The following is a 14,406-nucleotide window of genomic DNA, read 5'->3' as shown; positions in this document are numbered from 1 at the left end:
TCCGGTCGGCCCCAGGTCGACCGGATAAGGTGCGCGGGACGGCAGCCCGGTCAGGAAGGGGAAGCATGACCGACACCGGCAACACCCGACTCGCCGACGGTGAGGCGCAGGCGCCACGGCCGAGCCGACTGCACCGCCTGATGCGCTACATCCCCCTGATCGCCCCCGTCCTGCTGTGGGCCGTGCCCTGCGGGGTACTCCTGTACGGCGGCCAGCACTGGCCCCTGCCGGTCACCGCAGTCGGCACCGCCCTGTTCGCCCTCGGCCTCGTCACCCTGCCGCTCGCGATGATGCGCGGCCACGGCAGGCGCCAGCAGGACCGGGCGGCGATCGTCGGTGACACCCTGCTGGGCGGCAGCTGGATCCTGTTCACCTGGTCCGTGCTCCTCGGCGTCCTGTTGCGGCTCGCCCTGACCGTCGCCGGGGTCGGCGAGAGCCAGGACCGGGCCCGCATCGTCACCTGGGCCGTCCTCGGTGTGACCGCCGTCCTGCTCGGCTGGGGGTACACCGAGGCCCGCCGGATACCCCGCGTGCGCGAGCTCGACGTCGAACTCCCGCGGCTGGGCGCCGGGTTGGACGGCCTGCGCGTCGCCCTCATCACCGACACCCACTACGGCCCGCTCGATCGCGCCCGCTGGTCGGAGCGGGTGTGCGAGACGGTGAACACCCTGGAGGCCGACCTGGTCTGCCACACCGGCGACATCGCGGACGGCACGGCCGAACGCCGTCGCGCCCAGGCACTCCCGCTCGGCACCGTGCAGGCCACCCGGGCCCGCGTGTACGTCACCGGCAACCACGAGTACTACAGCGAGGCCCAGGGCTGGGTCGACCTGATGGACGAGCTGGGCTGGGAACCGCTGCGCAACCGCCATCTGCTGCTCGAACGCGGCGGCGACACCCTGGTGGTCGCGGGCGTGGACGACGTCACCGCCGAGTCCTCCGGCCTGGCGGGCCACCGCGCCCACCTCGCCGGAGCCCTGGACGGCGCCGACCCCGACCTGCCCGTCCTGCTGCTGGCGCACCAGCCCAAGTTCGTCGACCGGGCGGCGGCCGACGGCATCGACCTCCAGCTCTCCGGCCACACCCACGGCGGCCAGATCTGGCCCTTCCACTACTTGGTCCGCATCGACCAGCCCGCCGTCGCCGGGCTCAGCCGGCACGGCGCCCGCACCCTGCTCTACACCAGCCGCGGCACCGGCTTCTGGGGCCCGCCGTTCCGGGTCTTCGCCCCCAGCGAGATCACCCTGCTCGTACTGCGCTCCCCGCACGCGCCCGCCTCGTCGTAGCACCGGGCGGGCCGGCACACCCTGAGCCGCGAGGCACGGCGGAGGTGCCCGGTGTGGCGCAGCGGGCGTCACCTTCCCGGATCTTGATCGTTGAGGTCGCCGTGCCGACCACTCCCCGGGACCTCCTCACCGGGCCACCACAGCAGTTGCTCGATCGGCGGGTCGCCGACCCCTACCCGTATTTCGCCTGGCTGCGGCGCCATGCGCCGGTTTCGGCCGAGCGGAAGACCAACGGGATGACCGTGTGGCAGATCGCCCGCTACGCGGACGTCGACGCGTTGATCGCCGACGGCCGGCTGAGCAAGCGCCCGGAGCGGGTGCCGGGCTACTTCGCCGGACCGCCAGGACTGAACTGGCACCTGGTGCACAGCGATCCGCCCGACCACACGCGGTTGCGGGCCTTGGTGAACACCGCGTTCGTCCCGCGCCGGGTCACCGCGCTGGAGCCGGTCGTCCGCACCGCCGCGACACGGCTGCTGGACCGGCTGGAGGGCCGGCGCCGGGTCGAGCTGATCGGGGACTTCGCCGGGCCGCTCACCTTCGCCGTGATCTGCCGCATCCTCGGAGTCCCTCGGGCCATGGACACCCCGGAGCTTCGCGAGGTGCTGCTCGCGACCGTCATGCCCACAGGCACGCACGCCACGGCGGCGGGCCGGGAACGCACCGGCCGGGACCTGTACGCCTTCCTCGCCGAGCTGGTGGCGCACAAACGCGCCGCCGGACCTTCCGCGACCGCGGAGACGGATCTCGTCGGCGCGCTGGTGCACGCACGCGACCACGGCGACACCCTGACCGAGGAGGAACTGCTGTCCACGGCCTACCTGTTGCTGCTGGTGGGCCACGACACCACGCTCAACCTGATCGGCAACGGCACGCTGGCCCTGCTCCAGCACCCCGAGCAGGCCAAACAGCTGGACGCCGAACCCGGCCTGATCGGCCTCGCGGTCGAGGAGCTGCTGCGCTTCGACGCACCGGTACGCGACGCCACCTTCCGCGTGACCGCCGAACGGGTCGAGGCCGGGGGCCACACCATCCCGCCCGGTGACGTGGTCAGCCTGCTGATCGGCTCGGCGAACCGCGATCCGGAGCAGTTCGACCAGCCCGATGTCCTCGACCTCACCCGCACGCCCAACGAGCACCTGTCCTTCGGCCGGGGCCCGCACTTCTGCATCGGTGCCGCGCTGGCCCGCCTGGAGGCCCGTATCGCCTTCCCGCTGCTGCTGGAACGCCTCGGCCAGGTCCGTCTCGCCGTCCCCGCCGAATCCCTGACCTGGCGGCCCACCCGCGTCATGCGCGGACTGGCCGCCCTGCCGCTGGAACGCTACCGGAACTCATGCGTAGTGCATGGGCCTTCAGGCCGGCGGTGAACCGAATCCGATGGTCGTGACGTGGGGCGTCGCGGATTCAGGTCCGGCGGAGCCGGACACCGCAGTCCTCCGGGCTGCGGCGCGGAGCGTCGGCAGGGCTGGTCCCAGCGAAGCCGGGCGGTGCTCATACCGGCCGGTGTTCTGCTGTCCGATGTCCTGTCGGCCCGCCTCCATTGGTCTCACGCGGGTATCGGTGAACACCCCGTGCCGGACCTCAGTAACGAAGACCAGGAGCCTATACGTCACGAAAGCACCGTGCCGACCGGTTTCGGTCTCCGGCACATCATCCTCTGCTCGAGTACGTAGGGTGGCGGTCATGCGGCTGAGGTACAGGTTCCGTCTGTACCCGGACACCGGCCAGCAAACGGCGTTGGCAAAGGCGTTCGGGTGCGCCCGCGTCGTGTTCAACGACGCGGTCCGCGCCCGTGAGGACGCCCGCAAGGCCGGGCTGCCGTTCCCGAAGGCCGGTGAGCTGTCCACGCGCCTGATCACCGACGCCAAACGGACGGCACAACGGTCCTGGCTGGGTGAGGTCTCCGCGGTGGTGCTCCAGCAGTCCCTGCGCGACGCCGATACCGCATACCGAAACTTTTTCGCCTCCCTCAAGGGCACCCGCAAGGGACCCAGGATCGGCCCGCCTCGGTTCAAGTCCCGCAAGGACAACCGGTATTCGATCCGGTTCACCGCCAACGCCCGCTGGAGCATCACCGATTCCGGGAGGCTGAACCTGCCGAAGGTCGGCGCGGTGAAGGTGAAGTGGTCCCGCGCCCTGCCCACCGCCCCTTCCTCGGTCACCGTGATCAAGGATGCGGCCGGACGGTACTTCGCCTCCTTCGTCATCGACACCGACCCCGCCACCGACCGGGCACGGATGCCCGACACCGACCAGACGGTCGGCATCGATCTCGGCCTCACCCATTTCGCGGTCCTGTCCGACGGCACGAAGATCGACTCCCCGCGATTCCTGCGGCGCGCGGAGAAGAAACTGAAGAAGGCCCAGCGGGAGCTGTCCCGCAAGCAGAAGGGATCCAGGAACCGGGCCAAGGCCCGCCTCAAGGTCGCCCGCGCCCACGCCAAGGTCGCCAACGCACGCCGCGAATTCCACCACCAGCTGTCCACGAAGCTGATCTCCGAGAACCAAGGGATCGCTGTGGAGGACCTGGCGGTGGCGGGACTGGCGCGCACCAGGCTGGCCAAGTCCGTGCACGACGCCGGATGGGCATCGTTCCTCAGCATGCTGGAATACAAGGCAGCACGGTACGGCCGCACCCTGGTCGAGATCGGCCGCTTTGAGCCCACCTCTCAGACTTGCTCCACCTGCGGCGTCAAGGACGGACCCAAACCCCTCAACGTCCGGGAATGGACCTGCACCGCCTGCGGCACCCTCCACGACCGCGACCACAACGCCGCACTCAACATCAAAACGGCCGCCGGACTGGCGGCAACAGCCTGCCGAGCGCCGATAAGACCAGGAGCAATCCCGGCACAGCGCGAAGAAACAGGAAGCCACGGAATCTCCACCGCAAGCCGTGCCGCATAGCGGCGCAGCGTCCGGCGGAGAAGGCCAGAATCCTCGGGCTTCAGCCCAAGGAGCAAGTCAATGAGAGACGGAAACGATGCATCACTCCCCCGACGTCGGCGACCCGGTGCTCACCGAGGTCCGCGGCACCGCCCTCGTCATCACCCTGAATCGGCCCACGGTCCGCAACGCCATCGACGCGCCGACGGCCACCGCCTTGGACGCTGCCCTGTCCGCGCTGGACGACGACGAGCGACTGCGCGCCGGGATCCTGACCGGAGCCGGCGGCCACTTCTGCTCCGGCATGGACCTCAAGGCGTTCCCCGAACACGGCATCCCCACCGTCGCGGAACGCGGCCTGGCAGGGCTGACGCGCTCGCGTCGGAGCACCCCGCTGATCGCGGCGGTCGAGGGCGCCGCGGTGGCCGGTGGCTTCGAACTCGCCCTGGCCTGCGACCTGATCGTCGCCGGCGAGTCGGCGTTCTTCGGCCTGCCGGAGGTCGCCCGCGGCCTGGTCGCCTCAGAAGGCGGGGCGATCCGGCTGCCGGGCCGCCTGCCCTATCACCTCGCCATGGAACTGCTGCTCACCGGCGATCGACTGCCCGCGTTCCGTGCCGAACACCACGGGCTGATCAACCGGCTGGTCCCCGACGGCCAGGCGGTCACCGCGGCCCTCGAACTGGCCGAACGGATCAGCCGTCACACCTCCGACGCGGTCACCACCGTCAAACGCATCGTCCACAGCACGCGGGGCCACGACGAGCCCACGGCCTTCATCCTCCAGGACCCCATCAGCAAGCAGCTGATGACATCTCCTCAGGCAGCCGCCGGCGCACGCCGGTTCACCCAGAGGACAACCCGCGGGGCGAGCCTGTAGACCACGGTCTGCACCCGCACCAACAACAGGGTCTCCCACCCTTCCTCGCCGTTGCACGCCGCGAGGAAGGGTGGGAGACCGCAGGAAGTGCGCCGTGGCGCGGAGGTCAGTCGGCCAGCCGGTTGATCGCGGCGGCGGCCATACCCTTCATGTATGCGGGGTCGTCGCTGGGCTGACCGGTGAGTTCGACGATGCCGAATCTGTGACCACTACGGATCACCGCGACGCCACCGGAGACCTTGCCGTCGCCGGTGAAGGCCGGGTACCAATTGCCCTCGCCCGCCGGGACGGTGATCGCGTGTCCCTGGCCGTAGTACCAGTGGCCGGACGGCTCGTTCCGGCAACCGCGCACCACCTTGTTCAGCTGGTTCTCGTAGGACACCGCCGACGCGTCGGTGGAGCCGTCCGCGACGGCTTCGGTGAGCAGGGAGCCGCTGGTGTCGAAGGTCCAGGTCACGTCGGCGTAGGCGCCCGCGCTCCCCTTGGTGAGCGCTCGCATCGTCGTCTCCCCGGAGCACGCCGAGAGAGCCTGCTTCCCGGTCAGGTCCACCGTCGCGCCGACCGGGATCAGGCCCTGCTGGAAGAAGTCGTCGCTCTGGATCAGGTTGTCGGAACCGAGGCCGGGCGCGGCGCTCCCGGCGGTCGGGGGGGTGGCCGGCCGGCTCGACGAGCTCGCGTGCGCGACGGCGGGAGTGATACCGATACCGACGGCGAGCAGGGCGCCACCGATGGAGGCTGCGACTGCTGCGGTACGACCGCGACGCGAGAACTTCTTGCCGGTTGCCTGGTTGTCGAACATGTCATCCCCTGTGTGGTCACGACGCTGTTGTGCGTCCCCGTACACCCATGAGATGCAGCGCGTGCGGCAGATGTTGGATGGCGGCCTGCCACGATCGGCGTGATCCACGTCACCTCTGCCGGCGCGGTCGGGATCGCCTCACAGCCGGGTCACCGCCGCACGGACGATATGCGTCATCGCAGCCGTGTCCAGGCAGGCGTCGACCTCCAGAACACCGTAGTGCGAGCCGTTCCGGAGGAAGGCGATACCTCCACACGGCTCCTTGCCCCGTGGTGCGGTTCCCGTGGTGTTCAGGTCGCCGTCGTACGTACCCAGCCAGCTCGCGGTGATGCCCGCAGTGACATCGATCGTGTGCGTCGGCCCGTAGACCCAGTGAGTGGGTACCGCCTCCTGACAAGGCACCTCCTCCAGCAGGAGGCGCTGGGTGTAGTTACGGGCCAGAGCAGGGGTTCCGGCCTCGGCGGCGACTTCGTGCGCGACGTCGTCCTCGACGTCGACCGCCGGCGCGGGATCGCTGTCGACCGTTTTCCCGGTCGTCACCAGATCGCGGAAGTGCGCGTTCTCCTCTCCCAAGGTCTGTTCGAGGGTCTTCTCCCCGGCGCAGGCCGCGTTGGCGTAGTGGCCGTCCCCGACACGGTCCCGCACGCGGATGCGCCGGGTGAACCCGACCTTCTCGAACTCGGCCGCCGACAGCAGATGACGGTCGGTCACGGGCCCGCTGGCGGGCTTCGGCGCAGGAGAGCCGCTCCCCGGCGAGGACGGCGCAGCGCCGGATGCCGCTGTCGGAGCCGAGCGAGCAGGCAGGACGAAACGGCCGGTCAGCAGGCCGAGCCCGACGGCTGTCGCCAGGATGACGACGATCGTCCGAGCTCGCACGACTGCACCTCCTGGCTCCTGGTCGAGCCGATGCGGGTTGGAGTGGGAAGTTGGGATGCCTCAGGAACCGGCGCCAAGGCGGTCCCGCATGAAGCGGCGAGCCTGGTGAATGCGGTCCTTGACCGTGCCCAGGGGAGCGCCGGTGATCTCGGCGACCTGAAGGTAGGTCAGGTCGCCGAGATCGCGGAGCACGAAGGATTCCACCAGGGCCGGATGCCGCTCCTCCAGCGCGGCCAGCGACTCCAAGAGATCCAGACGCGTCCCCGCGATGACGCTTGTCGTTCGAGGGTCGACACCCTCGGGAAGGACCGCATGACTGTCCTCCGCGCGCCGGCGCATCGAGCGATACGTGGACCTGGCGGCGTTCGAGGCGATCACCGTCACCCACCCGAGGAACGAGCCCCGCCCGCCGTACTCGTGCAGATGTGTGCTGATGGAGAGCAGAGCGTCCTGGGCGGCCTCTTCGGCGTCGGCGTGGTGCGGAAGAAGCCTGGAACAGCGGCGCATGACCCTGGGACGGAGCCTGACGAGGAGGCGGTCCATGGACGCCCGGTCACCCGCCTGCGCGGACGTCACGAGCCCGGCCAGCTCGTCTTCTTCGATCACCGTGCCGTCTTCCGTTCTGGGCCGACCTCAAGTCCCCCGTAGCCACACCGGAGTTCAGAGCCCCCGACACCTCGGGCAGAATGGTGCCACATGCAGAAGCTGGGCCGTTACCTCCTCGAGGACAGACTGGGAGCCGGGTCGTTCGCCACCGTCTGGCGGGCATACGATCCCGAGTTCGACACGGACGTCGCGGTCAAAGTGCTGGCCGACAACTGGGCATCGAATGCCGACGTACGAGAACGATTCCTGGCGGAGGCGAGGCTGCTCCGCAGGATCTCCAGCCCACGGGTCGTACGAGTCCACGACGTCGGTGTCCAGGACGATCGGCCCTACTTCGTCATGGACTACGTCCGAGGCGGCACGCTGGCCGAGCGAATCGGTCACTGCCGTCCCGCCGAGGCACTCCACCTGGCGGCCGAGGCCGGATACGCGGTTCAGGCACTTCATGACGCAGGCGTCGTCCACCGCGACATCAAGCCGTCGAACCTCCTGCTCGACGCGGGCCGCACGCCCACTGCCGTCGTCGTGGCAGACCTCGGCAGCGCCAAGCAACTCGCCGACGCCTCGGGGTTGACCGTGACTACCGGCACTCCCGCGTACATGGCGCCCGAGCAGGCCTACGGGACCGGCGGGTTCGACGGTCGAGCCGACGTCTACGCCCTCGGTGTCGTGACGTACGAACTGCTCACCGGCCGAAAGCCGTTCGGCCCGGCCGGTCCCCTGACCCTCATGACACAGCGGGCATCGAAATCTTCGTCCTCGCTGCCGACGATCCCCAGGGAGCCGGGTGTTCCGGACGGCATCGACGCACTGCTTCGTACCGCGCTGTCCATGGACCCCGAGGACCGACCGCGTACGGCGCGGGCGTTCGCGGACGCGCTGCTGTCACGGGAAGGACGGGAGGGGGCTCCGGCCGGGTCTTCACGGCCGACACACCTGGTGATCTGGCTTTCGGCGGTCGCCCTGTACCTGGCGACGGCGACGGCGACCTGGCTGGTCCGCTGAACCCGGACCATGCCGACTCAACCCGGACCATGCCGACCGGGAACCCCTCCGGCCGCCTCAGGGGTCGGCACGGGTCCGCAGCCCTGACCTGGGCCCTGTCCCGCGTTCCGTGTCCCGTGTCCCGGTCAGCAGTCGCTGCCTGTGGGGGTGAACTCCATGCGGGCGTGCTTGTCCGCGCCGACGGCCTCGTGGTACGTCGCGCTGCTGACCCGGTACCAGACGTCGTCCCGCGCCGCGTCGCCGCCGACGTCGTCCAGGCTCACGCACCACCGCTCCGGCCGGACGACGCGCGTGTACGTCTCGGTTCCGCTGCGCACCTGCTTGCAGTCCTTGGACTTCTCGGTGGAGTACCAGGTGCGGGTGGATCGCTTGGCGCCCGACCCGGTGCTCTTCGTGTGCTTGACCCGCTCCGTGGTCGTGGTGCACTTCTTGACCATGTGCGGCCGGGTGGCCCGGCCGGTCTTGGCGGAGAGATGGCGGAACTCGTCCAGGAGGCCGAAGACGCTCGCGTCCTTCGTGGGGTCCGTGTCCGGCCGAGTCGCCGCAGGGAGGCTCCCGCCGTCCTGGCCGACGTCCACCGAACGCTCCGTGCCCTGATCGGCCACGTCAGCCCCACGACCACACGCGCCGAGCCCGGCTATCAGAACCGCCGTCACCGCGGCCACCACGAGTCTCCTGCTGAACATGTCTCCCCCTGCGATCAACGGACCGAAGCGTAGCCGGTGGGGACGGACCACCTGGACGCCGGTGCCTTCGCACGGTTCGGTGATCAGCGGGCACGAGTCAGTACGGGCCGCAGTCGCACTGTGGACCCGCCGACCGGGCGCCCGGCGTGCCGCTCCCACCGGATCGGCCCCCGCGGACAGCAGTACCGCCACCGTCTCGGGACAGGGGCCTGCCGTCGCGCGGCAGAGGGGAACGAGCGGACCGGGGCGGCGCACCCTCGGCCCAGGTCTCCGGTGACCCACGCGTCCGAGACCGGAGGCTCCGGACAGGGCTCTGAACTGCTGTTTAACCGACTTTCGGAAACGGCCTCCGGAGTTGTCCCGGCGGCCCCGGCGGGTGCGGAAAGGTCAACGGCATGGCGAACTCCCAGGGCTCCCAGGAGCAGACAGAACAGCAGAACGTGCCGGCCCCGGTCGGCCCCGCACCGCTGGAGGCGGCGGATCCCGTCTCCATCGGTGGCTTCGAACTGCTCGGCCGGATCGGTGCCGGCCGGCAGGCCGTCGTGTATCTCGGCCGGAACACCCACAGCGAAAGCGCGGCGGTCAAGGTGCTGCGCGCGGAGCGGCGCGACGGCACGCGCCCGGAAATCCGGAGGATAGGGACGAGGCATAACTGCCAGCCTTCCGTGAAGGACTGTCAGACAGCCACCAGAACCGGACCCCGGACGTGGGGCAGGTCAACCTGTCACCCGAACCTGCAGCAGACCCCCCGGATGTCCGAGTTCAACGGAACGTAGTCAGCACCAAGTCAGCACGGGAGGGGTGACCACGGGTGATGACGTGGGCTTTTGGTCAGCACCGAACCAGCACGGCAGTCAGCACCGCACCGTCGAACCACCCCGAACTGCGGGTCCCGGGCAGTACTCATTTCGATCACCCTCGAGTCCCTGAACCGCCCTTCTGTGAGCGGGCGCTGGCCCGCATGGTGGCAGCGCGCACAGTCAACGCCCAAACTATGTAGCCCCACCACATGTGCGCCCGACCTGGCGCTTCCTACGGTGTGCCGACACGTACCCGTCCCCACCGCACACGAGGAAGTGGCGCACATGGCCTCAGCAGCATCCGCTCCCCCGACACCCGGCAACCTCAAGCGCATCGTCGCCGCCAGCCTCATCGGCACCACCATCGAGTGGTACGACTTCTTCCTCTACGGCTCCGCCGCCGCGCTCGTCTTCAACAAGCTGTTCTTTCCCGACTCCGATCCGCTGGTCGGCACCCTGCTGTCGTTCCTGACGTACGCCGTCGGGTTCGCCGCCCGGCCGCTCGGCGCGCTGGTGTTCGGGCACTACGGGGACCGGCTCGGCCGCAAGAAGCTGCTGGTGCTGAGCCTGCTGCTGATGGGCGGGGCCACCTTCGCGATCGGGCTGCTCCCGACGCACGCAAGTGTCGGGGCGGCCGCCCCGGTGCTGCTGACCGCGCTGCGTCTGGTGCAGGGGTTCGCGCTGGGCGGCGAGTGGGGCGGCGCCGTGCTGCTGGTGTCCGAGCACGGCGACGCGCGGCGGCGCGGGTTCTGGGCCTCGTGGCCGCAGACCGGGGCTCCCGCGGGGCAGCTCCTGGCGACCGGCGTGCTGTCGCTGCTGACCGCCGTGCTGTCGGACGACGCGTTCGGCAGCTGGGGCTGGCGCATCCCCTTCCTGCTGTCCGGGGTGCTGGTGGTCGTCGGTCTGTGGATCCGGCTGTCCGTCGACGAATCGCCGGTCTTCAAGGAGGCGCTGGCCCGGGCCGAGGCGCGCAAGGCCACGCAGGCCGAGGTGGCCGAGCGGCTGCCGCTGGTGTCGGTGCTGCGGCACCACTGGCGCGACATCCTGGTGGCGATGGGCGCGCGCATGGCGGAGAACATCAGCTACTACGTCATCACCGCCTTCATCCTCGTCTACGCCACCACCTCGGCCGGTGTCTCCAAGCAGACCGCGCTCAACGCGGTGCTGATCGCGTCGGCCGTGCACTTCGCGGTGATCCCGGCGTGGGGCGCGCTGTCGGACCGGGTGGGCCGACGGCCGGTGTATCTGCTGGGTGCGGTCGGGGTCGGACTGTGGATGTTCCCGTTCTTCTCGCTCATCGACACCGGTGGATTCGGCAATCTGATCCTCGCGGTGACGGTGGGACTGGTGCTGCACGGGGCGATGTACGCGCCGCAGGCCGCGTTCTTCTCCGAGATGTTCGCGACCCGGATGCGTTACTCCGGTGCCTCCATGGGCGCCCAGTTCGCCTCCGTCGCCGCGGGCGCGCCGGCGCCGCTCATCGCCACCGCGCTGCTGTCCGACTACGGCAGTTCCACTCCGATCGCCCTGTACGTGATCGCCGCGGCCGTCCTGACGGTGGTCGCCGTGCTGGCGGCGAAGGAGACCCGGCTGCGCGACCTCGCGGACGTCTCGGCCGAGGCCGGTGCCGAGGCCGTTTCGGCACCGGCGGCGGACGCGCGTATCGCCTGAGCCACGGAGCCACCGGTTCCCGTCCGTTCCCTGACCCCGCGCGCCCTGCGTGCGGGGTCAGCGGCGTCACGCCGCCGACAGCCGGTGCAGGCGCAGGGCGAGTTGGATCTCCAGGACGCGGGCCGGGCTCTGCCAGTCGTCGCCGAGCAACCGGCCGACACGCTCCAGGCGTTGGGCGACCGTGTTCACATGGACGTGCAGCTCGTCCTTGGTGCGGGCCGGGCTCATCCCACAGGCGAAGTAGGCGTCCAGGGTGTGCAGCAGATCGGTGCCGCGGCGCTCGTCGTACGCCACCACCTGGCCGACGGTGCGGTCGACGAAGCCGGCTATGTCCCGGTCGCCGGCCAGGAGCAGGCCGAGGAACCCGAAGTCGTCGGCGGCCGCGCCGTCTCCGGTGCGGCCCAGGATCCGGAGGGCGTCGAGGCAGCGTCGTGCCTCCACGTAGGCCGCCGCCACGGCGTCCGGGCGGGCGGCGAGGTCGTCCACCGCGGCGGAGGCGCCGACGGTGACCGCCTCGTGGACGGCCGTGCCCAGGTGCCGGGCGGTGCGCCGGGCGAGGTCGGTGACGCTGTCGCCGCGGACGAGGGGCAGCAGCAGTACGGTGCCGCCGTCGCGGGCGGCGGCCAGCCCGCGACGGGTGGCGGCGAGGTGCGAGGCCGCCGACCACAGACGCCGACGGGCGGCCGCCTCCTGGTCGGCGTCGACCGCGGGGGCGTCGAGGCGGGCGGCGAGCACGACATGGGTGGCGTCGAGGTCGGCATGCAGCCGCGTGGCACGTTCCCGCAGCAGGCGCGCGTCGCGGTCACGGGCGTCCAGCAGGTCGTCGAGGAGTTCGCCGCGCACCCGTTGTTCGGCCTCGGCGGCGGAACGTCGGGCGAGCAGCAGCAGGGAGGTGACCATCGCCGCGCGTTCCAGGGTGCGCTGGTCGACCGGGTCGAGGTGCGGGTGGCCGCGCAGCACCAGGGCGCCGAGCAGTTCGCCGCCCGCGGTCACGGCGGCGATCCAGTCCGTGCCGTACCGTACGGCGTGTCCTTCGGCGCGGGACGCCTCCAGGGCCGGGGCCGGCGTGTGGGCGGACTCGGTGAACTCGACCGTGCCGTCGAGGACCTCGGCGACGGCGGCGGCCACGTCGTGCACCCCGCCGCCGCGCAGGACGAGTTCGGCGAGCCGGTCGTGGATGTCCGAGGCGCGTTCGATGACGGCGCTGCGGTCCTGGATGATCTCGTTGGCCCGCTCCAGGCCGGCCAGGGCGGAGCGGGTCTCGGTGAGCAGGTTGGCGGTGTCGATGGCCGCCGCGGCGAGGGCGGCGAAGGAGCCGAGCAGCGCGATCTGCTCCCGCTCGAAGACCCTGGCCCGGCGGTCCGCGGCGAAGAGCACCCCGATGACCTGCGGACCCAGCATCAGGGGTACGCCGAGGATGGCGACCAGGCCCTCGTCCTGGACGCCCGCGTCGATCGTGGTGGTGTGCTGGAAGCGGCCGTCCCGGAAGTAGTCGTCGGTGACGTAGGGACGGGCCGTCTGCGCGACGAGGCCGCCGAGGCCCTCGCCCATCCCCAGGCGCAACTGTTGGAAGCGGGCCGCGACCGAGCCCTCGGTCACCCGCATGTAGGTGTCGCCCCGGGCCGCGTCATGAAGGCTGAGGTACGCGACGTCCGTGCCGAGCAGCGACCGGGCGCGCTGGACGATCGCCGGGAGGACGGCGTCGAGGTCCCTGAGTCCGGCCAGGTCGTGCGCGGTCTCGAACAACGCGGAGAGCTCGGCCTCGCGCCGGCGCCGTCCCTCCAGCTCCGAGCGCACGCGCAGGGCGAGCAGCTTGGCATGTTCGAGCGCCGCGATCCGTGCGGCCGGCTGCGCCTCGGCGCGGGCCAGCAGCACCGGCTCCTCGTAGGCGTCGACGGCCGCGCCCCGGGCCAGGAGCTCCAGGAACGGCGCCTCGGCCGCGTGGGGCGAGGGCTCGGCCTCGCGGGCGGAACGCTCGACCGACTGCACATGATCGCGGGACATGGTCACAGGATCCCCCATCGCCCGGCCGCGGCGTCAGGCCTGTGGACAACTGCGGCGCACGGCGGCACGGGCCGGCTCAGTGCGCGGTCCAGCCACCGTCCAGCACCAGCGACGTGCCGGTCACGAACGACGCCCCCGGGCTGCACAGATAGGCCACCGCCGCGGCGACCTCCGCCGGTTCGATGAGCCGTTTGACCGCGCTGTCCTTCAGGAGCACCTCGGACAGCACGCGCTCCTCGGAGATCCCGTGCGCCCTCGACTGATCACTGAGCTGCTTCTCGACCAGCGGGGTGCGCACATAGGCGGGGTTCACGCAGTTCGAGGTGACGCCGTGCGCGGCGCCTTCGAGCGCGGCCGTCTTGGACAGCCCCTCCAGGCCGTGCTTGGCGGCGACGTAGGCGGCCTTGTAGGGCGAGGCCCGCAGTCCGTGCACCGAGGACACGTTGACGATGCGGCCCCAGCCCTGCCCGTACATGTGCGGCAGGGCGCCGCGGATGAGCCGGAACGGTGCCTCCAGCATCACGGTGAGCACCGTGTGGAAGACGTCCGGCGGGAATTCCTCGATGGGCCGGACCATTTGCAGCCCGGCGTTGTTGACCAGGATGTCGGTGCCCGCGGCGGCGAGTTCGGCGGTGTCCAGGTCGGTGAGGTCGAGGGCCCGCGGCTCGACGGCGCCCGGCAGGTGCACGGCCCGTTCGGCGAGTGCCTCCAGGCCCCGGACGTCCCGGTCGACCGCTCTCACCTTGGCGCCGGCTGCGGCCAGTCGCAGGACGCAGGCGCTGCCGATGCCGCCGGCGGCGCCGGTGACCAGGGCGGTGCGGCCGTCGAGGTCGAGCGGGACGGCGGGCGGAACGGGGAGGGCACTGGGCGCGGTCATGCCCCGACCCTAGGCAGCCACCCCACCCCGCCC

The 14,406-nt window shown here is 70.9% G+C and carries 13 protein-coding genes; 7 read left to right on the top strand and 6 right to left on the bottom strand.

Going from position 1 to position 14,406, the window contains the following annotated elements; genetic code table 11:
- Positions 1–65: 65 nt before the first annotated feature.
- The 4 genes from FNH09_RS20365 (at position 66) to FNH09_RS20350 (ending at position 5,049) form a co-directional block, all read left to right on the top strand.
- Positions 66–1,286, top strand: a complete 1,221-nt coding sequence (locus FNH09_RS20365; protein WP_152890026.1) for a metallophosphoesterase — start codon at positions 66–68, stop codon at positions 1,284–1,286.
- 83 nt (positions 1,287–1,369) lie between these two features.
- Entirely contained in the window at positions 1,370–2,653 is a 1,284-nt protein-coding gene (locus tag FNH09_RS20360) for a cytochrome P450 family protein (RefSeq protein ID WP_152890024.1), read from the top strand.
- 316 nt (positions 2,654–2,969) lie between these two features.
- A complete protein-coding gene (locus tag FNH09_RS20355) occupies positions 2,970–4,193 on the top strand; it encodes an RNA-guided endonuclease InsQ/TnpB family protein (RefSeq protein WP_152890022.1) in 1,224 nt (407 codons plus the stop codon).
- A gap of 76 nt (positions 4,194–4,269) precedes the next feature.
- Positions 4,270–5,049, top strand: coding sequence for a crotonase/enoyl-CoA hydratase family protein (locus FNH09_RS20350; RefSeq protein WP_152890020.1), 780 nt, complete (start codon positions 4,270–4,272; stop codon positions 5,047–5,049).
- 106 nt (positions 5,050–5,155) lie between these two features.
- Here FNH09_RS20350 and FNH09_RS20345 read toward each other — a convergent pair whose 3' ends face one another.
- The 3 genes from FNH09_RS20345 to FNH09_RS20335 form a co-directional block, all read right to left on the bottom strand.
- Positions 5,156–5,848, bottom strand: coding sequence for a hypothetical protein (locus FNH09_RS20345; protein ID WP_152890018.1), 693 nt, complete (start codon positions 5,846–5,848; stop codon positions 5,156–5,158).
- Between the two features lie 138 nt (positions 5,849–5,986).
- The gene (locus tag FNH09_RS20340) at positions 5,987–6,724 is read right to left on the bottom strand and encodes a hypothetical protein (protein WP_152890016.1); all 738 of its coding nucleotides are present in this window, start codon (positions 6,722–6,724) and stop codon (positions 5,987–5,989) included.
- A gap of 60 nt (positions 6,725–6,784) precedes the next feature.
- On the bottom strand, positions 6,785–7,330 hold the full coding sequence (locus tag FNH09_RS20335; RefSeq protein WP_338017622.1) for an RNA polymerase sigma factor: 546 nt from the start codon (positions 7,328–7,330) through the stop codon (positions 6,785–6,787).
- Positions 7,331–7,420: 90 nt separating this feature from the next.
- On the opposite strand from FNH09_RS20335, the gene FNH09_RS20330 reads away from it, so the two are divergent.
- Complete coding sequence (locus FNH09_RS20330) at positions 7,421–8,335, top strand: serine/threonine-protein kinase (RefSeq protein WP_152890014.1); 915 nt, start codon at positions 7,421–7,423, stop codon at positions 8,333–8,335.
- A 125-nt stretch (positions 8,336–8,460) separates the two neighbouring features.
- On the opposite strand, the gene FNH09_RS20325 is transcribed toward FNH09_RS20330, so the two are convergent.
- Positions 8,461–9,021: a hypothetical protein gene (locus FNH09_RS20325; protein WP_152890012.1), complete on the bottom strand. Its 561-nt coding sequence runs from the start codon at positions 9,019–9,021 to the stop codon at positions 8,461–8,463.
- 395 nt (positions 9,022–9,416) lie between these two features.
- On the opposite strand from FNH09_RS20325, the gene FNH09_RS20320 reads away from it, so the two are divergent.
- Both FNH09_RS20320 and FNH09_RS20315 read left to right on the top strand, forming a co-directional pair.
- Positions 9,417–9,797: a hypothetical protein gene (locus FNH09_RS20320; protein WP_152890010.1), complete on the top strand. Its 381-nt coding sequence runs from the start codon at positions 9,417–9,419 to the stop codon at positions 9,795–9,797.
- Between the two features lie 309 nt (positions 9,798–10,106).
- Complete coding sequence (locus FNH09_RS20315; protein WP_152890008.1) at positions 10,107–11,492, top strand: MFS transporter; 1,386 nt, start codon at positions 10,107–10,109, stop codon at positions 11,490–11,492.
- A 66-nt stretch (positions 11,493–11,558) separates the two neighbouring features.
- Here FNH09_RS20315 and FNH09_RS20310 read toward each other — a convergent pair whose 3' ends face one another.
- On the bottom strand, positions 11,559–13,496 hold the full coding sequence (locus FNH09_RS20310) for a helix-turn-helix domain-containing protein (protein WP_152890006.1): 1,938 nt from the start codon (positions 13,494–13,496) through the stop codon (positions 11,559–11,561).
- A gap of 76 nt (positions 13,497–13,572) precedes the next feature.
- The gene (locus FNH09_RS20305; protein ID WP_152890004.1) at positions 13,573–14,373 is read right to left on the bottom strand and encodes a 3-hydroxybutyrate dehydrogenase; all 801 of its coding nucleotides are present in this window, start codon (positions 14,371–14,373) and stop codon (positions 13,573–13,575) included.
- Between the last annotated feature and the right edge of the window lie 33 nt (positions 14,374–14,406).

Source organism: Streptomyces adustus (assembly GCF_009377175.1).
GTDB lineage: Bacteria > Actinomycetota > Actinomycetes > Streptomycetales > Streptomycetaceae > Streptomyces > Streptomyces adustus.
This window is presented reverse-complemented; position numbering and strand designations above follow the sequence as displayed.